The organism is Franconibacter daqui (genome assembly GCF_014644275.1).
In the GTDB taxonomy this organism is placed as follows: Bacteria; Pseudomonadota; Gammaproteobacteria; order Enterobacterales; family Enterobacteriaceae; genus Franconibacter; species Franconibacter pulveris.
In genome coordinates this window covers 425,306-445,900 of sequence record NZ_BMKJ01000001.1, presented here as the reverse complement: position 1 = coordinate 445,900, position 20,595 = coordinate 425,306, and the positions used below count along the sequence as shown (strand labels likewise).

Genomic DNA, 20,595 nt, shown 5'->3' with positions numbered 1-20,595 from the left:
GGAATGGCCTTTGCCTCATTGATTGAACGCCAGCGTGTGCGTCTGCTGCTGGCGCTGCTTTTGGGCGCCAGCGGAACGCTGGCTTTTTCCCCTTACGATTTCTGGCCCGCCGCCCTGATTTCCCTGATGGGTCTTCAGGGGCTGACGCTTAACCGTCGACCGCTACAGAGCGCCGCCATCGGCTTTTTCTGGGGGTTTGGCCTGTTTGGCACGGGCATTAACTGGGTTTATGTCAGCATCGCGACTTTTGGCGGCATGCCTGGCCCCGTTAACGTCGCGCTGGTTATCCTGCTCGCCGCTTATCTCTCGCTTTATACCGGACTTTTCGCAGGCCTCCTCTCGCGGCTGTGGCCGAAGACAACCTGGTGGCGCGTGGCGATTGCCGCCCCTGTGGTCTGGCAAATCACGGAATTTTTGCGCGGCTGGGTGCTGACGGGCTTCCCATGGCTGCAGTTTGGCTACAGCCAGGTAGACGGACCGTTGAAAGGACTTGCGCCGCTGCTTGGCGTTGAGGCGATTAACCTCCTGCTGATGGCGGTAAGCGGCCTGCTGGTGCTGGCGCTGCATACCCGCCGCTGGCAGCCCGCGCTGGCGGCGTTTATTCTCTTCGCCCTGCCCTTCCCGCTACGCTATATCCAGTGGTTTACGCCGCAGACCGATCGCGCTGTAAACGTTACGCTGGTGCAAGGGAATATCCCGCAGTCGCTCAAGTGGGATGAAAAAGAGCTGCAAAACACGCTTGAGATTTATATGAACGGCTCGCTGCCGCAGATGGGCAAATCGCAGCTGATCATCTGGCCGGAGTCCGCCATTCCCGATCTCGAAATTAACCAGCAGCGTTTCCTGACGTCGCTGGACGAGATGTTGCGGGAACGCAACACTTCGCTTATTACCGGCATTGTGGACGCGCGGCTAAACCCGCATAACCGCTACGATACTTATAACTCCATTATTACGCTTGGCGCAGGTAACGCTTATAGCTATAGCTCTGCCGACCGCTATAACAAAAACCACCTGGTGCCTTTTGGCGAGTTCGTGCCGCTGGAGTCGATTTTGCGTCCGCTGGCGCCGTTCTTTGACCTGCCCATGTCTTCATTCAGCCGTGGCCCTTATCTGCAGCCGCAGCTTCAGGCGCACGGTTTTAATTTAACGGCAGCTATCTGCTATGAAATCATCCTCGGCGAGCAGGTGCGCGATAACTTCCGTCCCGATACCGATTTCCTGCTGACGATTTCTAACGACGCCTGGTTCGGCCACTCCATCGGTCCCTGGCAGCACTTCCAGATGGCGCGGATGCGGGCGCTGGAGCTTGCCCGCCCGCTGCTTCGCAGCACCAATAACGGCGTGACAGCCATTATTACCCCAACCGGTGAAGTGCAGGACATTATCCCGCAGTTCACCCGCGAAGCGCTGACCAGCACCGTTACGCCGACCCGCGGGCTGACCCCTTACGCCCGCTTCGGCAACTGGCCGCTATGGGCGCTTACGCTTATCCTTGGCTTTAGCGCCGTGCTTTATAACCTGCGCAGCCGTAAGCGCGGTTAAGTCCCTCTTCTAAGGCCAGCTATGCTGGCCTTTTTCATTTCTGGCATACGCTTTGCTTATTAACTTCAGACACATTGGCTGATTTGTCCTGCAGCGGGCGCTTGCCCGGGCAACTGCACCAGAGCGGCACAGCCCAGGCACTAAAACAGTGCAAGGCGCTATTTTTGCCTCTGAATGGTGCGGCGCACTTCGCAAAAATAAACAAATAAAGAGCAGATTATTTACATTCAGCCAAGCTAAGTGTTAACAACACAGTTACAACACTGCACGATTTTGTAGCAGAACATAACAACACACCATCACTATTGGGTATCAATGGCGCTTCTGGCGCCACGATAAAGGAGTTGGATATGCAATTACGTAAACTGACCACAGCAATGCTGGTAATGGGGCTCAGCGCAGGCGCTGTGCACGCGCAAGAGGCCGCTACCGGACAGAGCACGCTGGATAAAATCAACGCCAACGGGGTAATTGTGGTCGGCCACCGTGAGTCCTCAGTCCCTTTCTCTTACTACGATAATCAACAGAAAGTGGTGGGATACTCTCAGGACTATTCCAACGCCATCGTTGAAGCGGTTAAAAAACAGCTCAACAAGCCAGACCTGCAGGTCAAGCTCATCCCGATCACCTCGCAGAACCGTATTCCGCTGCTGCAAAACGGCACGTTCGATTTTGAATGCGGCTCCACCACCAATAACCTTGAGCGCCAGAAGCAGGCCGCTTTCTCCGACACCATCTTTGTCGTCGGCACTCGTCTGCTGGTGAAAAAAGGCGGCCCGATTAAAGATTTCCCGAATCTGAAAGGCAAGGCGGTGGTCGTGACTTCCGGCACCACCTCTGAAGTGCTGCTGCACAAGCTCAATGATGAGAAGAAAATGGATATGCGCATCATCAGCGCGAAAGACCACGGCGACTCTTTCCGTACCCTGGAAAGCGGACGTGCGGTAGCGTTCATGATGGACGACGCGCTTCTGGCGGGCGAGCGTGCAAAAGCGAAGAAACCGGATAACTGGGAAATCGTCGGCACGCCGCAGTCAAAAGAGGCTTACGGCTGCATGATGCGTAAAGGCGATGCGTCGTTTAAGAAACTGGTAGACGATACTATCGCTCAGGCCCAGACCTCTGGCGAAGCGGCGAAATGGTTCGACAAATGGTTTAAAAACCCAATTCCGCCGAAGAACCTTAACCTGAACTTCGAGCTGTCTCAGGATATGCAGACGCTCTTTAAAGAACCTAACGATAAAGCGCTTAACTAATTACAACCATTAAGGGGCGGGACACCCTGCCCTCTCGATTGACGAATGAAGCCCGGACAGACTATACGTTGGATGGCCGTTCCCCATCCGGCGCGAAAAGAGAGGCTTCTCATCAATCTTCGGGGGTAGCGCTGCTACCCCTCTTTTTTCGGAGTACGTTATGTCTATAGACTGGAACTGGGGAATTTTTCTGCAGCCCGCCCCGTTCGGCAACACCACCTATCTGGGCTGGCTATGGAGTGGTTTTCAGGTCACCGTCGCCCTGTCGGTTACCGCATGGATCATCGCTTTCCTGGTCGGCTCCCTGTTTGGCATTCTGCGCACCGTGCCTAATCGCTTTTTATCGGGCATCGGCACCTGCTATGTAGAGCTGTTTCGCAACGTTCCGCTGATCGTGCAATTCTTTACGTGGTATCTGGTTGTACCGGAGCTGCTGCCTGAAGATCTGGGCATGTGGTTTAAAGCCGAACTGGATCCGAATGTGCAGTTTTTCCTCTCTTCGATGATCTGCCTGGGACTGTTCACCGCCGCCCGCGTCTGCGAGCAGGTGCGCGCCGCTATTCAGTCGCTGCCGCGCGGCCAGAAAAACGCCGGTCTCGCGATGGGTCTGACGCTGCCGCAGACCTACCGCTATGTGCTGCTGCCCAATGCTTATCGCGTGATAGTGCCGCCGATGACCTCGGAGATGATGAACCTGGTGAAAAACTCCGCCATCGCTTCGACCATCGGTCTTGTTGATATGGCGGCCCAGGCGGGCAAACTGTTGGACTACTCCGCCCACGCGTGGGAATCTTTTACCGCTATTACGCTCGCTTACGTGCTTATCAATACCGTCATTATGCTGGTGATGCATCTGGTTGAACGCAAGGTCCGCCTGCCGGGCAATCTGGGGGGCAAATAATGTACGAGTTTGACTGGAGTTCTATCGGCCCGGCCCTGCCCTATCTGCTTCAGGGCATGCTTATTACGCTGAAAATTACTGTCACCGCTGTGGTTATCGGCATCGTGTGGGGCACGCTGCTGGCGGTAATGCGTTTATCGAGCGTTAAACCCATCGCCTGGTTTGCCAGCAGCTACGTCAACGTCTTCCGTTCCGTCCCGCTGGTGATGGTACTGCTCTGGTTTTATCTGATTGTGCCGGGCTTCCTGCAAAATGTGCTGGGCCTGTCGCCGAAAACCGATATTCGCCTTATCTCAGCGATGGTGGCTTTTTCCATGTTTGAAGCCGCCTACTACTCCGAGATCATTCGCGCCGGCATCCAGAGCATTTCGCGCGGCCAGTCCAGCGCCGCGCTGGCGCTCGGCATGACCCACTGGCAGTCGATGAAACTCATCATCCTGCCGCAAGCTTTCCGCGCCATGGTGCCGCTGCTGCTCACCCAGGGCATCGTACTTTTCCAGGATACCTCTCTGGTTTATGTACTGAGCCTCGCGGACTTTTTCCGCACCGCGTCCACTATTGGTGAACGTGATGGCACACAGGTCGAGATGATCCTCTTCGCGGGTGTGATTTACTTTGTTATTAGCCTGAGCGCTTCGCTCCTGGTCGGCTGGCTGAAGAAAAGGACTGTGTAATGATTTCCCTGAAAAACGTTTCGAAATGGTATGGTCAGTTTCAGGTGCTCACCGACTGCTCCACGGAAGTGAAAAAAGGCGAAGTGGTGGTCGTCTGCGGCCCCTCCGGTTCCGGCAAATCCACGCTCATTAAGACAGTTAACGGCCTTGAGCCGGTGCAGAAAGGCGAAATTGTCGTTAACGGCACCAAAGTCAACGACAAGAAAACCAATCTTGCCCAGTTGCGTTCTCACGTGGGCATGGTGTTCCAGCACTTTGAACTGTTTCCGCATCTGTCGATTATCGAAAACCTGACGCTCGCGCAGGTCAAAGTGCTCAAGCGCGATAAAGAGGCTGCACGCCAGAAAGGGCTGAAGCTGCTGGAGCGCGTAGGCCTTTCCGCTCACGCCAATAAATACCCGGCGCAGCTTTCCGGCGGCCAGCAGCAGCGTGTGGCTATTGCGCGCGCGTTGTGTATGGACCCAGTCGCTATGCTGTTTGACGAACCGACGTCGGCGCTGGACCCGGAGATGATCAACGAAGTGCTGGACGTTATGGTGGAGCTCGCCAACGAAGGCATGACGATGATGGTGGTTACCCATGAAATGGGCTTCGCCCGTAAAGTGGCTAACCGCGTTATCTTTATGGACGAAGGGAAAATTGTCGAAGACTCGCCGAAGGAAGATTTCTTCGCCAATCCCCAGTCGGAGCGTGCGAAAGATTTCCTTGCGAAAATCCTGCACTAAACCGTGCCATGCGCGGGCCTGGGCCCGCGCATGGATTGCTCAGGGCTCGAAAGGACGGCGCTGGAACTGGTTATGGCCGCACTTCGGACAAACGGGTAAAACTTCCGGTGTATAAAACGCCAGATGATGATGGCAATTTTCGCACACCAGATTGCCAAGCCCCACCACTTCGCCACTGTGATAAACGCCATGGTGGTTCAGGTCCTGGAACACTTCGCGCCATTCAAGCTGCGTTTTATCGGTAATGTCCGCCAGCTCCTGCCAGACGCTCTCTTTAATGACCCGCATAAAAACGCTGTCGGTAAAGTCGTCGTCACGGCTTTCGTTATAGCTGCGGGCAAACTCTTCCAAATCGCGCCGCACCGCGCGGGTTACCTCCTCTATTTCCGTACGCGTTAATTCGCCGGTTCGCGCCACCTGTTGCCTGGCGCTGGCCACCAGCGCATCAATATTGCGTTCGCCATTGCGTACGCGTTCGGTGAGCGAGGCCACCAGTTCCCGGTAATATTGAGCAACCTTGTTCATCGCCTTTTGCCTCCTGAGTGGGTAACCTCTTCTAATGATAGACCTTAATCGGTCCGCGCTTTGTTAGCCTGAGCACAGCCGCAGGTAAATTCCTGCAAAGGCCATCCGTTGCCGCCCCGTTGAAAGGCTGTTGCGCTGCGCCCTAATCGGCTATGCTATGCGGATCTGAAACAACACACGTATACGCTACATTTGTAGCGGGTTTGAAAACAGGACTACTGGCTGCCATGCAAGAGCAATATCGCCCGGAAGAGATAGAATCCAAAGTACAGCTTCACTGGGAAGAGAAGCGCACGTTTGAAGTGACCGAAGACGAGAGCAAAGAGAAGTATTACTGCCTGTCGATGCTTCCCTATCCTTCTGGCCGACTACACATGGGCCACGTCCGTAACTACACCATCGGCGACGTTATCGCGCGTTACCAGCGCATGCTGGGTAAAAACGTGCTGCAGCCGATTGGCTGGGACGCCTTTGGTCTGCCGGCTGAAGGCGCCGCGGTAAAAAACAACACCGCGCCGGCGCCGTGGACCTACGACAACATTAATTACATGAAGAACCAGCTCAAGATGCTGGGCTTCGGTTATGACTGGAGCCGCGAGCTGGCGACCTGTACCCCGGAATATTACCGCTGGGAGCAGAAGTTCTTCACCGAGCTTTATAAAAAAGGCCTGGTTTACAAAAAAACCTCAGCGGTGAACTGGTGCCCGAACGACCAGACCGTTCTGGCGAACGAACAGGTTATCGACGGCTGCTGCTGGCGCTGCGACACCAAAGTCGAGCGTAAAGAGATTCCGCAGTGGTTTATCAAAATCACCGCTTACGCCGATGAGCTGCTTAACGATCTGGATAAACTCGACCACTGGCCGGATACCGTTAAAACCATGCAGCGCAACTGGATCGGCCGCTCCGAAGGCGTTGAAATCACTTTCGACGTGCAGGATAGCGACGAGAAGCTGACGGTTTACACCACCCGTCCTGATACTTTCATGGGCGTGACTTACCTTGCGGTCGCCGCGGGCCATCCGCTGGCGCAGCAGGCGGCAGCCTATAATCCGGCGCTGGGTGATTTTATTGCGGAATGCCGCAACACCAAAGTGGCGGAAGCCGACATGGCGACCATGGAGAAGCAAGGGGTCGACACCGGCATTAAAGCGATTCATCCGCTGACTGGCGAAGCCATTCCGGTCTGGGCCGCTAACTTCGTGCTGATGGAATACGGCACCGGCGCCGTGATGGCCGTTCCGGGCCACGATCAGCGCGATTATGAATTCGCCTCTAAATATGGTTTGCCGATCAAGCCGGTTATCCTGGCAGCGGACGGCAGCGAGCCGGATCTCAGCCAGCAGGCGCTGACGGAAAAAGGCGTGCTGTTTAACTCCGGCGAATTTGACGGTCTCGACTTTGAAGCGGCGTTTAACGCCATCGCCGACAAACTGGCCGCGAAAGGCGTTGGCGAGCGCAAAATCAACTACCGTCTGCGCGACTGGGGCGTTTCCCGTCAGCGTTACTGGGGCGCGCCGATCCCGATGGTGACGCTGGAAGATGGCACCGTGATGCCGACCCCGGAAGATCAACTGCCGGTTGTCCTGCCGGAAGATGTGGTCATGGATGGCATCACCAGCCCGATTAAAGCCGATCCAGAATGGGCGAAGACCACCGTTAACGGCCAGCCGGCGCTGCGTGAAACCGATACCTTCGACACCTTTATGGAGTCCTCCTGGTATTATGCGCGCTACACCTGCCCGCAATATCAGGAAGGCATGCTGGATTCCAAAGCCGCCAACTACTGGCTGCCGGTAGATATCTACATTGGCGGTATCGAACACGCCATCATGCACCTGCTCTACTTCCGCTTCTTCCACAAGCTGATGCGCGATGCGGGCATGGTGAACTCTGACGAGCCTGCTAAACAGTTGCTCTGCCAGGGCATGGTGCTGGCGGATGCCTTCTACTACGTGGGCAACAGCGGCGAGCGCATCTGGGTTTCTCCGAAAGACGCCATCGTGGAGCGCGACGAGAAAGGCCGCATTGTGAAAGCGACCGACGCCGCGGGTCATGAGCTGGTATACACCGGCATGAGCAAAATGTCGAAGTCGAAAAACAACGGCATTGACCCGCAGGAGATGGTTGAGCGTTACGGCGCGGACACCGTTCGCCTGTTCATGATGTTCGCCTCCCCGGCAGATATGACGCTTGAGTGGCAAGAATCGGGCGTGGAAGGGGCTAACCGCTTCCTGAAACGCGTCTGGAAGCTGGTTGCGGAACACACCGCGCGGGGCGTTGCGCCGGCGCTGGATGTGGCTGCGCTGAGCGAAGATCAAAAAGCGCTGCGCCGCGACGTTCATAAAACCATCGCTAAAGTGACCGATGATATCGGCCGTCGTCAGACCTTTAACACCGCTATCGCGGCTATTATGGAACTGATGAACAAGCTGGCGAAAGCGCCGCAGGAAGGCGAGCAGGATAGCGCTCTGCTGCAGGAAGCCCTGCTGGCGGTGGTGCGTATGCTGAACCCGTTCACGCCGCATATTTGCTTTACGCTGTGGCAGGAACTGGGCGGCGAAGGCGATATCGACAACGCGCCGTGGCCGCAGGCTGACGAAAGCGCCATGGTGGAAGACACAACGCTCGTGGTCGTGCAGGTCAACGGCAAAGTGCGCGGCAAAATCACCGTTCCGGCAGATGCTACCGAAGAGCAGGTTCGCGAACGCGCCGGCCAGGAGCATCTGGTGGCGAAATACCTTACCGGCGTTACCGTACGTAAAGTGATTTACGTGCCGGGTAAACTGCTGAACCTGGTTGTAGGCTAAGCGCAGGAGGAAGCGTGCGATATTTTATCGCTGTAATGATGAGCCTGGCGGTGCTGGTCACCGCCGGATGTGGCTGGCACCTGCGCAACACGACGTCGGTGCCGACGCAAATGCAGAAACTGATCCTGGACTCTGGCGATCCGAATGGCCCGCTGACGCGTGCGGTTCGCGAACAGCTGCGCCTTAACGGCGTAGAAATTGTCGAGCCGAGCGCGGTACGCAAAGATATTCCGTCGCTGCGTCTTGGCGGCGCGTCGCTGTCGCAGGATACCGCTTCGGTATTCCAGAATGGCCAGACCGCGGAATACCAGATGGTAATGGTGGTCAATGCTTCGGTTCTGATCCCGAATCACGATATTTACCCCATCAGCACCAAAGTGTATCGCTCGTTCTTCGACAACCCGCTGACGGCGCTGGCGAAAACGGCTGAACAGGAGCTGATCATTCAGGAGATGTACGATAAAGCTGCCGAGCAGCTGATTCGTAAACTGCTGGCGGTTCACGCCAAAGATGTTGCCGAAACGCAGGAAGCGCAGAAGCCGGTTACGGTGACTAATCCGCCGACCGCGCCGGTCGCCTCTTCTGGCCGCGTCTCCACTACGCTCTGATGATCAAGCTTTACCCTGAACAACTCCACGCGCAGCTCCATGAGGGGCTGCGCGCGGCGTATCTGTTGCTTGGCAACGACCCGCTGCTGCTGCAGGAGAGCCACGACGCCATCGTCGCTTCAGCGCAGCAACAGGGTTTTGCCGAGCACCATCGCTTTATTCTGGACGCCAGCACCGACTGGCAGTCGATTTTCTCGTTATGCCAGGCGATGAGCCTCTTCGCAAGCCGACAAACGTTACAGCTCACGTTGCCGGAAAATGGCCCGAACGCGGCTATCAACGAACAGCTTTCTACGCTGGTCTCCCTGCTGCATGACGACCTGCTGCTGATTATTCGCGGCAATAAACTCACTAAGGCGCAGGAAAACGCCGCCTGGTTTACCGCGCTGGCGAACCGCGCCGTACAGGTTACCTGCCAGACGCCCGAACAGGCGCAGCTGCCGCGCTGGGTGGCCGCCCGGGCGAAGCAGATGAACCTGCAGCTTGATGATGCGGCGAACCAACTGCTTTGCTACTGCTATGAAGGCAACCTGCTGGCGCTCTCCCAGGCGCTGGAGCGGCTTTCTCTGCTGTGGCCCGACGGCAAGCTGACCCTGCCGCGAGTCGAGCAGGCGGTCAACGACGCCGCGCACTTTACGCCGTTTCACTGGGTTGATGCTCTGCTGGCGGGAAAAAGCAAGCGAGCCCTGCATATTCTGCAACAGTTGCGCCTTGAAGGCGCCGAGCCGGTTATCTTACTGCGCACCATTCAGCGCGAACTGCTGCTGCTCGTTACCCTTAAGCGCCAGTCTGCTGCTACGCCGCTGCGTAATCTGTTCGATCAGCACCGCGTCTGGCAAAACCGCCGTGGGCTTCTGACCGAAGCGTTAACGCGCCTTGGCGACGATCAGCTCTGGCAGGCCGTTCGCCTGTTGACGCAAATCGAATTGACGCTTAAGCAGGATTACGGCCAGTCGGTCTGGGCAGAACTTGACAGCCTCTCTCTGCTACTCTGTCATAAACCCCTGGCGGACATATTTATTGATGGCTAACGCGGCTGGCAAATTACAGGCTTACTACGGCGGCACCTTCGATCCCATTCATTATGGCCACCTGCGTCCAGTAGAAGCGCTGGCGCAGACGGTGGGGCTTGAGCATGTTGTCATCATGCCGAACAATGTCCCGCCGCACCGTCCGCAGCCTCAGGCCAGCAGCGAACAGCGCAGAGCGATGGTGGAGCTGGCGATTGCCGACAATTCGCTCTTTGCGCTGGATAGCCGGGAGTTGCAGCGCGAAACCCCGTCTTATACTGCCGAAACCTTCCGCCAGCTGCGTGAAGAGCAGGGCGAGACCCGTCCGCTGGCCTTTATCATCGGCCAGGACTCTTTACTTTCTTTGCCTTACTGGTATCGCTACGAGCAATTGCTGGAGCGATGCCACCTTTTGGTATGTCGCCGTCCTGGCTATCCGGTGCGCATGCAGAATGACGAACAGCAGCGCTGGTTAGAAGCGCGCCTTACCCGTGATATCGCCCTGCTTCATCAGCGTCCCGCCGGACAAATCTTCCTTGCCGACACGCCGCTTTTTGATATTTCCGCCACCGATATTCGCCACCGCCTGGCGGCAAATCGTCCCTGTGATGAGATAGTCCCTCCCCGCGTCCTTGCCTACATCCGCGAGCATCACCTTTACCGTTAACCGATTCCGCGCACATCTTCAGCCAAAGCCGCCGCCCTGTCGTTTTGCGGTGATAAACTGCATACAGATAAAGCGAGGAGAAGAAGAATGAAACTGTGGCTGGTGCGTCATGGGCAAACCGAAGCTAACGTGGCCGGGCTTTACAGCGGCCATTCGGAAACAATGTTAACCACGAGAGGGATCCAGCAGGCGCAGGCCGTAGGCGAAATGCTAAAAGCGGCGCCATTCGATAAAGTCCTGTGCAGCGCGCTGGGTCGTGCGCAGCATACGGCGAAGCTTATTGTCGCGGGCCGCAGCCTGACGCCGGAAGTCGAACCGTTGCTTAACGAAATGCATTTCGGCGACTGGGAGATGCGTCATCACCGTGATTTACAGCGCGAAGACGCGGCTAATTATGCCGCCTGGTGCGCCGACTGGCAGAATGTCGTTCCCACCAATGGCGAAGGTTTTCAGGCGTTTTCTCTGCGCGTAGAGCAACTTATCACCCGTCTGCACACCATGAACGATGCGCAAAACGTCTTGCTGGTGAGCCATCAGGGCGTGCTGAGCCTGCTCATCGCCCGGTTGATGCAAATGCCCTCCGCTTCGCTGTGGCACTTTCTTATCGAGCAGGGCGCATGGAGCATGCTGGAGCGATTCGATAATTTCGTTACCTTACGCACGCTCAACAATCGCGCGCCGTGGCAAGCAAACCTCCTGCCCGCCGTCTGATTTTACTTACGGGCATGGCGCATCAAGGCGATAGTCGCATACGCCCATTGACACGGCGGGGGATGCTGCTATTCTCCGCTGCCAGACTTTCTCCCGCCGCACGCGCCTTTCTGAAATTGTTTTACAAAAATGGCGATGCAAACTCTTGCCAGCGGTGGGATGATAGCCCACTTCTGTCCGCAGACCGGCCAAATGCGTCCGGTACGGCTACCAGAACAATCAAATCAAAGACGTGGACTCCATGTCTGTTAACTTTTCACTCTCTCAGGGGGAAAACTTGCAGGGTAAAGCACTCCAGGATTTTGTTATCGATAAAATCGACGATCTGAAAGGTCAGGACATTGTCGCCTTAGACGTTCAGGGTAAATCCAGCATCACCGACTGTATGATAATCTGCACCGGCACCTCCAGCCGCCACGTCGTCTCTATCGCTGACCACGTCGTGCAGGAATCCCGCGCCGCCGGCTTGCTGCCGCTGGGCGTGGAAGGCGAAAGCGCCGCAGACTGGGTGGTGGTTGACCTGGGCGATGTCATCGTACATGTCATGCAGGAAGAGAGCCGTCGCCTGTACGAGCTCGAAAAGCTCTGGGGCTGACGGGTGAAGCTGCAGCTGGTTGCCGTCGGCACCAAAATGCCCGACTGGGTGCAAACGGGCTTTATCGAATACCTGCGCCGTTTTCCCAAAGACATGCCGTTCGAACTGGTGGAAATTCCCGCCGGTAAACGAAGTAAAAACGCCGATATCAAGCGCATCCTCGATAAAGAGGGCGAAATGATGCTGGCGGCGGCAGGCAAAGGCAACCGCATCGTCACGCTGGATATTCCAGGGCAGCCCTGGGATACGCCACGCCTTGCCAAAGAGCTGGAGCGCTGGAAACAGGATGGGCGCGACGTCAGCCTGCTGATTGGCGGGCCGGAAGGTCTGGCTCCCGCCTGCAAAGCGGCGGCGGAGCAGAGCTGGTCGCTTTCGACCCTGACCCTCCCCCACCCGCTGGTGCGGGTGCTGGTGGCGGAGAGCCTTTATCGCGCGTGGAGCATTACCACCAATCACCCTTACCATCGTGAGTAACGCTACCAGGTAGACTAAGCAGCGGATGAAATTACAGAATTCTTTTCGCGACTATACGGCTGAGTCCGCGCTTTTTGTGCGCCGGGCGCTTGTCGCCTTTGTGGGGATTTTGCTGCTTACCGGCGTGCTGATCGCCAACCTTTATAACGTGCAGATCGTGCGCTTCAACGACTACCAGACGCGCTCGAACGAAAACCGTATCAAGCTGGTCCCCATTGCGCCAAGTCGCGGCATTATCTATGACCGCAACGGCATTCCTCTGGCGCTAAACCGCACTATTTATCAGGTTGAGATGATGCCGGAGAAGGTCGATAACGTGCAGCAAACGCTTGAAGCGTTACGCAGCGTGGTCGATCTTAACGATGACGATATCGCCAACTTCAAAAAAGAGCGCGCCCGCTCGCACCGCTTCACCTCGATTCCGGTGAAAACCAACCTGACGGAAGTTCAGGTGGCGCGCTTTGCCGTTAACCAGTACCGCTTTCCCGGCGTGGAAGTGAAAGGCTACAAGCGTCGTTACTATCCCTACGGCTCTGCCCTCACCCACGTGATAGGTTATGTCTCAAAAATAAACGACAAAGACGTTGAGCGGCTCGATAAAGACGGCAAGCTCGCTAACTATGCCGCCACGCATGACATCGGCAAGCTTGGCATTGAGCGCTATTACGAAGATATCCTTCACGGCCAGACCGGTTACGAAGAGGTTGAAGTCAACAACCGCGGCCGCGTGATTCGCCAGCTTAAAGAAGTGCCGCCGCAGGCAGGCCACGACATCTATCTGACGCTCGATCTCAAGCTGCAAAGCTATATCGAAACCTTGCTGCAGGGCAGCCGTGCGGCAGTCGTCGTAACCGACCCCCGCACCGGCGGCATTCTGGCGATGGTCTCCACACCAAGCTATAACCCGAACCTGTTTGTTGACGGCATCTCCAGCAAAGATTATTCGGCATTGCTCAACGACCCGAATACGCCGTTGATTAACCGCGCCACGCAGGGGGTTTACCCGCCGGCGTCTACCGTTAAGCCTTACGTGGCGGTTTCCGCGCTGAGCGCGAATGTTATCAACCGTAACACCAGCCTGTTCGACCCGGGCTGGTGGCAGTTGCCGGGCTCTGAAAAACGCTACCGCGACTGGAAAAAGTGGGGCCACGGGCGGCTTAACGTTACCAAATCGCTTGAAGAGTCGGCGGATACCTTCTTTTACCAGGTCGCTTACGACATGGGCATCGACAGGCTTTCCGAGTGGATGAACAAATTTGGTTACGGCCATCTTACCGGCATCGATCTTGCGGAAGAGCGTTCAGGCAACATGCCGACCCGCGAATGGAAAATGAAGCGCTTTAAGAAACCGTGGTATCAGGGCGATACCATTCCGGTGGGTATCGGCCAGGGTTACTGGACCGCCACGCCGGTGCAGATGAACAAAGCGATGATGATTCTGATTAACGACGGCATCGTCAAAGTGCCGCATCTGCTGATGAGCACCAACGTCAACGGCCAGCAGGTGCCCTGGAAGCAGCCGGAACAGCCGCCGGTAGGCGATATCCACTCCGGCTATTGGGAAATCGCGAAAGACGGCATGTATGGCGTGGCGAACCGCGCTAACGGCACAGGCCATAAATATTTCGCCAGCGCGCCTTATAAAATCGCGGCCAAATCTGGTACCGCGCAGGTGTTTGGCCTGAAGGCTAACGAAACCTACAACGCGCATAAAATTTCCGAGCGTTTGCGCGACCATAAGCTGATGACCGCCTTCGCCCCGTATGACCACCCACAAGTGGCTGTGGCGATGATCCTGGAAAACGGCGGCGCCGGTCCGGCGGTAGGCACCATCATGCGTCAAATTCTCGACCATATTATGCTCGGGGATAACAACACCGACCTGCCGAGCGAGAACCCGGCTCAGACGGCGGCTGAGGATTAATTACCATGACCGACAATCCCAATAAAAAGTCGCTGTGGGATAAAATCCACCTCGACCCGACTTTTCTGCTGATTATTTTCGCGCTCTGCTTTTACAGCGCGATGGTTATCTGGAGCGCCAGCGGCCAGGATATCGGCATGATGGAGCGCAAGATTGGCCAGATTGTGATGGGGCTTGTCATCATGATCGTCATGGCGCAAATCCCGCCGCGCGTTTATGAGGGCTGGGCGCCCTATCTCTATATCTTTTGTATTATTTTGCTGGTGGCGGTGGACGCCTTCGGCGCCATCTCAAAAGGCGCGCAGCGCTGGCTTGACCTGGGTGTCGTGCGCTTTCAGCCCTCGGAGATAGCGAAAATCGCGGTGCCGCTGATGGTGGCGCGCTTTATTAACCGCGACGTCTGCCCGCCTTCGCTTAAAAATACAGGCATCGCGCTGGTGCTGATTTTTATGCCGACGCTGCTGGTAGCGGCGCAGCCGGACCTCGGCACCGCCATTCTTATCGCCGCTTCCGGGTTATTCGTGCTCTTTCTCTCCGGCCTGAGCTGGCGTTTAATCGGCATCGCGGTGCTGCTGCTGGCGGCTTTTATCCCGATTCTGTGGTTCTTCCTGATGCACGACTACCAGCGTCAGCGCGTTATGATGCTGCTTGACCCGGAAAGCGATCCGCTCGGCGCGGGCTATCATATTATCCAGTCTAAAATTGCTATAGGCTCAGGCGGCCTGCGCGGTAAAGGCTGGCTGCACGGCACCCAGTCGCAGCTGGAGTTTTTGCCTGAGCGTCATACCGACTTTATCTTCGCCGTGCTGGCGGAAGAGCTGGGGCTGGTGGGCGTACTGATACTGCTTGCGCTCTATCTGCTGCTGATTATGCGCGGCCTGTGGATAGCCGCTCGCGCGCAGACCACCTTCGGGCGCGTAATGGCAGGCGGCCTGATGCTGATTTTGTTTGTTTATGTCTTTGTAAATATTGGTATGGTGAGCGGTATCTTGCCGGTGGTAGGCGTACCGCTGCCGCTGGTGAGTTACGGGGGCTCGGCCCTTATCGTGCTCATGGCCGGGTTTGGCATCGTGATGTCGATCCATACCCACAGAAAAATGTTGTCGAAAAGCGTATAAGAGGTGCGCAATGCGTAAGCAGTGGCTTGGCGTCTGTATCGCCGCAGGATTACTGGCGGCTTGTACTACCAGTGACGAGGGACAACAGCAGGCGCCTGTTGCGCCGCAACCGGCGGTCTGTAACGGGCCTGTTGTGGAAATCAGCGGCGCGGAGCCGCGCTATGAGCCGCTGAACCCCTCGGTTAACCAGGATTACGAGCGCGACGGTAAGCGCTATAAAATCGTGCAGGATCTCTCCCGCTTCAGCCAGGCAGGCCTTGCGGCCATTTATGACGCGGAGCCTGGCAGCAACCAGACCGCATCCGGCGAACCTTTTGATCCCATGCAACTGACCGCCGCGCACCCTACGCTGCCGATCCCAAGCTATGCGCGCGTCACGAACCTGGCGAATGGCCGTATGATTGTGGTGCGCATTAACGACCGCGGGCCGTATGGCAACGATCGGATTATTTCGCTTTCTCGCGCCTCGGCAGACCGCCTGAACACCTCTAATAACACCAAAGTGCGGGTCGATCCGATTATCGTCGCGCCGGACGGTTCGCTCTCTGGTCCTGGCATGGCGTGTACCACGGTCGCCAAACAGACTTACGCCCTGCCCGCTCGTCCGGACTTAAGCGGCGGCATGGGCAGCGCTTCGTCAGCGCCAGCGCCTCAACAGCCGCAGGGCGACGTACGCGCCATCAGCAACGATACACTGCAAAGCGATGATGCGACCGGTGCGCCCGTCAAAAGCAGCGGTTTTCTCGGCGCGCCTACCACGCTAAACAGCGGCGTGCTGGAAAGCGACGCGCCGACGCAGCCGGTTGTCGCCCCCGCTGGCGCTGTCGCCGCTCCGACAACCCAGCCGACAGCGGCGCAGCCTGTCGTTGCCGCGCCGCAGCAAACCGCCCCTGCGCAGCCTGTTGGTCAGCCTGCCGCACCGGTTACCGCCCCCGGCTCCGTTCAGGGCAGCGTGCCGGGCGCCGCAGCGAGTGCTGCCGGAACGGTAGCCGCAGGCTATGTGGTGCAGGTGGGCGCCGTCAGCGATGCGGGCCGCGCCAGCCAGTGGCAACAAAAACTGAGCCAGCAATTTTCGGTGCCGGGCCGGGTCAACCAAAACGGCGCGGTTTATCGCGTTCAGCTTGGTCCTTTCGCCAGTAAAGCCGAAGCCAGCGCGCTGCAACAGCGGCTGCTAAGCGAGGCCCAGTTGCAATCTTTCGTCACTAACGCCGCCGCACAATAAAACGTGAAGGGCTGGCTTGCCGCTTTGTCAGTTAAGGTAAAGGCCATTAACAAACTCATGAGCAAAGTCGGATGCCAGCCCAAAACGCATTTGTTATAGTAAGGCACTTTTTTTCATTTTCATCACGGATGTCGTTGTTCTGACCATGAAGACCACTCTCTCCGTTCGTTTTATGCAGCGCGTTGCGCTCGCGACCGCGTTTTCTGTCGCGGCACTTTCTACCGCTCACGCTGACGATCTCAACATCAAAACCATGATCCCGGGCGTGCCGCAGATTGATGCCGAGGCGTACATCCTGATCGACTACAACTCAGGCAAAGTGCTGGCCGAGCAGAACGCCGACGCGCGTCGCGACCCGGCGAGCCTGACCAAAATGATGACCAGCTATGTCATCGGCCAGGCGATGAAAGCCAATAAATTCAAAGAGTCGGATCTGGTCACTATCGGCAATGATGCATGGGCCACCGGCAACCCGGTGTTCAAAGGTTCGTCTCTGATGTTCCTGAAGCCCGGCATGCAAGTGCCGGTTTCACAGCTGATCCGCGGCATCAACCTGCAATCGGGCAACGATGCTTGCGTAGCGATGGCGGATTATGTCGCAGGTAGCCAGGATGCTTTCGTCGGGCTGATGAATAACTACGTGAACGCCCTGGGCCTGAAAAACACCCATTTCCAGACGGTGCATGGCCTTGATGCTGATGGTCAGTACAGCTCCGCCCGCGACATGGCGCTGATTGGCCAGGCGCTTATTCGCGACGTGCCGAACGAATACTCCATTTATAAAGAAAAAGAGTTCACCTTTAACGGCATCCGCCAGACCAACCGTAACGGTCTGCTATGGGATAACAGCCTTAACGTGGACGGCATTAAAACCGGGCATACCGATAAAGCAGGCTATAACCTGGTGGCATCAGCGACTGAAGGCCAGATGCGCCTGATTTCCGCTGTGATGGGCGGCCGTACCTTTAAAGGGCGTGAAGCGGAAAGTAAAAAACTGCTGACCTGGGGCTTTCGCTTCTTCGAAACCGTGAATCCGCTGAAAGCGGGTAAAGAGTTCGCCTCTGAACCGGCGTGGTTTGGCGACAGCGATCGCGCTTCGCTTGGCGTGGATAAAGACATTTATCTGACCATTCCCCGTGGCCGCATGAAAGATCTGAAAGCAAGCTATGTGCTGAACACGTCTGAACTGCACGCGCCGCTTGCTAAAAACCAGGTGGTGGGCACCATTAACTTCCAGCTCGACGGCAAAACTATCGACCAGCGCCCGCTGGTGGTGCTGGAAGAAATTCAGGAAGGCAATTTCTTTGGCAAAATCATTGATTACATCAAACTGATGTTCCATCACTGGTTCGGCTAAAAAATGACCACTTGAAAGCCTCAGATTTGTCCCCATATACTAGGCATCAAACCAACTCCCGCTACGGCGGGAGTTATTATTTTCTGACGTAACGCTGGAGCTGACATGAAAACCAAACTTAACGAACTGCTTGAGTTCCCTACCCCCTTTACTTACAAAGTGATGGGTCTGGCGAAGCCTGAGTTGGTTGATCTGGTCGTTGAGGTTGTGCAGCGCCACGCCCCTGGCGACTACACGCCGCAGGTTAAACCGAGCAGCAAAGGGAACTACCACTCGGTTTCTATCACCATTAACGCAACGCATATCGAGCAGGTAGAAACGCTCTATGAAGAGCTGGGCAATATCGAAATTGTCCGCATGGTGCTGTAATCGCGTCGCCCGGCCATAGCCGGGCAATCTCCCTCCCCACTCGCTGTGATATACTCCCCGCACCTTATTCCTTCCGGAGACGCTGTTTTGTTTCAGGATACCCTTCTGATACGCCAGCTCGGCCTGCAGCCTTATGAGCCCATATCGCAGGCGATGCATGAGTTTACCGATACCCGCGACGAGACTACCCCAGACGAAATCTGGCTGGTTGAGCATCAGCCTGTTTTTACTCAGGGGCAGGCGGGCAAAGCGGAACATGTTTTAATGCCGGGCGATATTCCAGTTGTTCAAAGCGATCGCGGCGGGCAGGTTACCTATCACGGCCCCGGGCAGCAGGTGATGTATGTCTTGCTTAATCTTAAACGCCGCAAGCTTGGCGTACGCGAGCTGGTCACGCTACTGGAGCAAACCGTCGTGAATACCCTGGCTGAGCTTAATATTGAAGCCCATCCTCGTGCGGATGCGCCTGGCGTCTATGTAGGCGAGAAAAAGATCTGTTCGCTGGGGCTGCGCATCCGTAAAGGCTGCTCTTTTCACGGTCTGGCATTGAACATTGATATGGATCTTACGCCTTTTTTGCGCATCAACCCATGCGGATACGCCGGCATGGAGATGACGCAAATCAGCGCGCTACGCCCGGGCGCGAGCGTCGAAAAAATCCAGCCGCGCCTGGTCCATCACTTTTTAGCACTGCTTAACAATCCCGCCGCGGAATATATTTCTGCTTAAATTTCTATTCAGGCCGCAATGCGCTATTGCGGCCATTCGTGCCGTTTATTTGTCGCTTTACAATCTGTGATGGATTATATATTTTCTTTTCGCCTGAACGAGTAATTATTAATTCAGGCAATAAATAATGACAGGGCGGTCAATGCGAGAATAATCTGAAAAATCGTTTTTCCTGCTTGCCGTTAGCGGAAAGTCCTATTCACTTAAATAGTGAAACGACACGTCAACGGCTTTATTGTCTGCTTAATCGCCAATTCATAGATTTAATAAATATAATCAATTTATTATATGTTTTATCACTGTATTTGGAGCGTAGCGTGGAATTCAACCATCCCCCGGAGCACCCCGGCGCCAGAAAAAACGATGCGAACAAACCGCAAATATTCCAGACGCTGCGAAATATCGATCTCAACCTGCTGACCATTTTTGAAGCGGTTTACGTTCATAAAGGGATAGTGAACGCGGCCAGAATATTGAACCTGACGCCTTCAGCGATTAGCCAGTCGATTCAAAAATTACGGCTGATATTTCCTGACCCGCTCTTTATCCGTAAAGGCCAGGGCGTTACGCCGACCGCATATGCTACTCATTTGCACGAGTATATCAGCCAGGGGCTTGAGTCGATTCTCGGCGCGCTCGACTTCCACGGCGAGCATGACAAACAGCGCACGCTCAGTATCGCCACTTCGCCTTCGGTGGGCGCGTTGGTTATCCCTCAAATTTACCAACTGATTCAGCAAGTCAATCCTAACCTGCAAATCCGCAACATCCCGCTTACCGATACCGAAGCCCAGCTCAGCCAGTTTCAGACCGACCTGGTCATTGACGCCAGCTCCTGGTCCTCACGCACCCTGAGCAGCCACGTGTTGTTTAAAGACCGTGTCGTTATGGTATGCCGTCGCGGCCATCCCTGCAGCGAAGCGCCTGTTTCTATGGAACAGCTGCAGCGCTACGGTCAAACCCTTATCATGATGCCAAACGAAGCGCTCAGCAGCCTGCGCAAACAAATTAATGCCCTGCTGCCAAACCGCAACGTCACCTTTAGCAGCTACAACATGGTGACCATCGCCGCAATCATCGGCAGCAGCGATCTGATAGGCTTTATGCCCGGCAGGCTGTATGAAATGTTTAAAGAGAGCTGCCAGTTAAGCGAAGTGAAAAGTGAAATTTTGATTGATGAAGGCGTGGATATTTCTCTGCATTACAACAAGTTCAGCCTGCGCGACCCGGTGGTGCAAAGCGTCATAGAAACGCTAGTGGAAGGCTTCGGCAAGCACGAATAAGCGCTCATGCATATCAGACGCCTGCGTACAGGCGTTTAACCCACATAAGGGCACGAAATAACAACTATTTTACAATTCTTTCTCTATTTCCC

20 protein-coding genes are annotated in these 20,595 nt (G+C 55.9%); 19 read left to right on the top strand and 1 reads right to left on the bottom strand.

All coding sequences use genetic code 11. The features are described from left to right. The first annotated feature begins 3 nt into the window (after positions 1–3). The 5 genes from lnt (at position 4) to IEX01_RS02090 (ending at position 5,101) form a co-directional block, all read left to right on the top strand. Positions 4–1,545 carry an apolipoprotein N-acyltransferase gene (gene lnt, locus IEX01_RS02110; protein ID WP_024559702.1) on the top strand — a complete coding sequence of 514 codons (1,542 nt, stop codon included), beginning with the start codon at positions 4–6 and terminating at the stop codon, positions 1,543–1,545. A 350-nt stretch (positions 1,546–1,895) separates the two neighbouring features. Then, the gene (locus tag IEX01_RS02105) at positions 1,896–2,801 is read left to right on the top strand and encodes an amino acid ABC transporter substrate-binding protein (RefSeq protein WP_188723193.1); all 906 of its coding nucleotides are present in this window, start codon (positions 1,896–1,898) and stop codon (positions 2,799–2,801) included. Between the two features lie 160 nt (positions 2,802–2,961). Then, entirely contained in the window at positions 2,962–3,702 is a 741-nt protein-coding gene (locus IEX01_RS02100; RefSeq protein WP_024559132.1) for an amino acid ABC transporter permease, read from the top strand. Further along, positions 3,702–4,376, top strand: a complete 675-nt coding sequence (gene gltK / locus IEX01_RS02095) for a glutamate/aspartate ABC transporter permease GltK (RefSeq protein WP_188723192.1) — start codon at positions 3,702–3,704, stop codon at positions 4,374–4,376. The genes IEX01_RS02100 and gltK overlap by 1 nt, the downstream gene beginning before the upstream one ends. Further along, positions 4,376–5,101 (top strand): amino acid ABC transporter ATP-binding protein, encoded by a 726-nt coding sequence (locus IEX01_RS02090; RefSeq protein WP_024559130.1) that lies wholly within the window; start codon positions 4,376–4,378, stop codon positions 5,099–5,101. The genes gltK and IEX01_RS02090 overlap by 1 nt, the downstream gene beginning before the upstream one ends. Positions 5,102–5,140: 39 nt before the next feature. Here the strand turns inward: IEX01_RS02090 and IEX01_RS02085 are convergent, their stop codons facing one another. Then, positions 5,141–5,626 carry a zinc ribbon-containing protein gene (locus IEX01_RS02085; RefSeq protein WP_024559129.1) on the bottom strand — a complete coding sequence of 162 codons (486 nt, stop codon included), beginning with the start codon at positions 5,624–5,626 and terminating at the stop codon, positions 5,141–5,143. A 227-nt stretch (positions 5,627–5,853) separates the two neighbouring features. On the opposite strand from IEX01_RS02085, the gene leuS reads away from it, so the two are divergent. From leuS to IEX01_RS02015, 14 genes are all read left to right on the top strand, one after another. Further along, entirely contained in the window at positions 5,854–8,436 is a 2,583-nt protein-coding gene (leuS, locus tag IEX01_RS02080; RefSeq protein ID WP_152526311.1) for a leucine--tRNA ligase, read from the top strand. A 14-nt stretch (positions 8,437–8,450) separates the two neighbouring features. Continuing rightward, on the top strand, positions 8,451–9,044 hold the full coding sequence (gene lptE / locus IEX01_RS02075; RefSeq protein WP_024559127.1) for an LPS assembly lipoprotein LptE: 594 nt from the start codon (positions 8,451–8,453) through the stop codon (positions 9,042–9,044). Continuing rightward, on the top strand, positions 9,044–10,075 hold the full coding sequence (gene holA / locus IEX01_RS02070; protein ID WP_024559126.1) for a DNA polymerase III subunit delta: 1,032 nt from the start codon (positions 9,044–9,046) through the stop codon (positions 10,073–10,075). The genes lptE and holA overlap by 1 nt, the downstream gene beginning before the upstream one ends. After that, complete coding sequence (nadD, locus tag IEX01_RS02065; protein WP_188723191.1) at positions 10,068–10,721, top strand: nicotinate-nucleotide adenylyltransferase; 654 nt, start codon at positions 10,068–10,070, stop codon at positions 10,719–10,721. Before holA ends, nadD begins: the two co-directional genes overlap by 8 nt. Before the next feature lie 87 nt (positions 10,722–10,808). Beyond that, positions 10,809–11,432, top strand: a complete 624-nt coding sequence (locus tag IEX01_RS02060) for an adenosylcobalamin/alpha-ribazole phosphatase (RefSeq protein WP_188723190.1) — start codon at positions 10,809–10,811, stop codon at positions 11,430–11,432. 277 nt (positions 11,433–11,709) lie between these two features. After that, a complete protein-coding gene (gene rsfS / locus IEX01_RS02055) occupies positions 11,710–12,027 on the top strand; it encodes a ribosome silencing factor (protein ID WP_024559123.1) in 318 nt (105 codons plus the stop codon). 3 nt (positions 12,028–12,030) lie between these two features. Continuing rightward, complete coding sequence (gene rlmH, locus IEX01_RS02050) at positions 12,031–12,501, top strand: 23S rRNA (pseudouridine(1915)-N(3))-methyltransferase RlmH (protein ID WP_024559122.1); 471 nt, start codon at positions 12,031–12,033, stop codon at positions 12,499–12,501. A gap of 25 nt (positions 12,502–12,526) precedes the next feature. Next, positions 12,527–14,425, top strand: coding sequence for a peptidoglycan DD-transpeptidase MrdA (gene mrdA, locus IEX01_RS02045; protein ID WP_024559121.1), 1,899 nt, complete (start codon positions 12,527–12,529; stop codon positions 14,423–14,425). Positions 14,426–14,430: 5 nt separating this feature from the next. Next, positions 14,431–15,543 (top strand): peptidoglycan glycosyltransferase MrdB, encoded by a 1,113-nt coding sequence (gene mrdB, locus IEX01_RS02040; RefSeq protein WP_048887193.1) that lies wholly within the window; start codon positions 14,431–14,433, stop codon positions 15,541–15,543. Between the two features lie 10 nt (positions 15,544–15,553). Next, positions 15,554–16,765, top strand: a complete 1,212-nt coding sequence (rlpA, locus tag IEX01_RS02035) for an endolytic peptidoglycan transglycosylase RlpA (protein WP_048887194.1) — start codon at positions 15,554–15,556, stop codon at positions 16,763–16,765. 145 nt (positions 16,766–16,910) lie between these two features. Further along, positions 16,911–18,122: a D-alanyl-D-alanine carboxypeptidase DacA gene (gene dacA / locus IEX01_RS02030; RefSeq protein WP_024559118.1), complete on the top strand. Its 1,212-nt coding sequence runs from the start codon at positions 16,911–16,913 to the stop codon at positions 18,120–18,122. Between the two features lie 105 nt (positions 18,123–18,227). After that, complete coding sequence (ybeD, locus tag IEX01_RS02025; protein ID WP_007710678.1) at positions 18,228–18,491, top strand: DUF493 family protein YbeD; 264 nt, start codon at positions 18,228–18,230, stop codon at positions 18,489–18,491. A gap of 87 nt (positions 18,492–18,578) precedes the next feature. Continuing rightward, positions 18,579–19,220, top strand: a complete 642-nt coding sequence (lipB, locus tag IEX01_RS02020) for a lipoyl(octanoyl) transferase LipB (RefSeq protein ID WP_024559117.1) — start codon at positions 18,579–18,581, stop codon at positions 19,218–19,220. Between the two features lie 317 nt (positions 19,221–19,537). After that, a complete protein-coding gene (locus tag IEX01_RS02015; RefSeq protein ID WP_024559116.1) occupies positions 19,538–20,503 on the top strand; it encodes a YbeF family transcriptional regulator in 966 nt (321 codons plus the stop codon). Positions 20,504–20,595: the final 92 nt, after the last annotated feature.

What these genes read in the sequence shown, in the direction of transcription:
- IEX01_RS02105 (WP_188723193.1), top strand. Translation starts at nt 1,896, where the DNA reads ATGCAATTACGTAAACTGACCACAGCAATGCTGGTAATGGGGCTCAGC.
- rlpA (WP_048887194.1), top strand. Translation starts at nt 15,554, where the DNA reads ATGCGTAAGCAGTGGCTTGGCGTCTGTATCGCCGCAGGATTACTGGCG.
- holA (WP_024559126.1), top strand. Translation starts at nt 9,044, where the DNA reads ATGATCAAGCTTTACCCTGAACAACTCCACGCGCAGCTCCATGAGGGG.
- mrdB (WP_048887193.1), top strand. Translation starts at nt 14,431, where the DNA reads ATGACCGACAATCCCAATAAAAAGTCGCTGTGGGATAAAATCCACCTC.
- lnt (WP_024559702.1), top strand. Translation starts at nt 4, where the DNA reads ATGGCCTTTGCCTCATTGATTGAACGCCAGCGTGTGCGTCTGCTGCTG.
- IEX01_RS02100 (WP_024559132.1), top strand. Translation starts at nt 2,962, where the DNA reads ATGTCTATAGACTGGAACTGGGGAATTTTTCTGCAGCCCGCCCCGTTC.
- IEX01_RS02085 (WP_024559129.1), bottom strand. Translation starts at nt 5,626, where the DNA reads ATGAACAAGGTTGCTCAATATTACCGGGAACTGGTGGCCTCGCTCACC.
- IEX01_RS02060 (WP_188723190.1), top strand. Translation starts at nt 10,809, where the DNA reads ATGAAACTGTGGCTGGTGCGTCATGGGCAAACCGAAGCTAACGTGGCC.
- leuS (WP_152526311.1), top strand. Translation starts at nt 5,854, where the DNA reads ATGCAAGAGCAATATCGCCCGGAAGAGATAGAATCCAAAGTACAGCTT.
- ybeD (WP_007710678.1), top strand. Translation starts at nt 18,228, where the DNA reads ATGAAAACCAAACTTAACGAACTGCTTGAGTTCCCTACCCCCTTTACT.
- gltK (WP_188723192.1), top strand. Translation starts at nt 3,702, where the DNA reads ATGTACGAGTTTGACTGGAGTTCTATCGGCCCGGCCCTGCCCTATCTG.
- mrdA (WP_024559121.1), top strand. Translation starts at nt 12,527, where the DNA reads ATGAAATTACAGAATTCTTTTCGCGACTATACGGCTGAGTCCGCGCTT.
- nadD (WP_188723191.1), top strand. Translation starts at nt 10,068, where the DNA reads ATGGCTAACGCGGCTGGCAAATTACAGGCTTACTACGGCGGCACCTTC.
- dacA (WP_024559118.1), top strand. Translation starts at nt 16,911, where the DNA reads ATGAAGACCACTCTCTCCGTTCGTTTTATGCAGCGCGTTGCGCTCGCG.
- IEX01_RS02090 (WP_024559130.1), top strand. Translation starts at nt 4,376, where the DNA reads ATGATTTCCCTGAAAAACGTTTCGAAATGGTATGGTCAGTTTCAGGTG.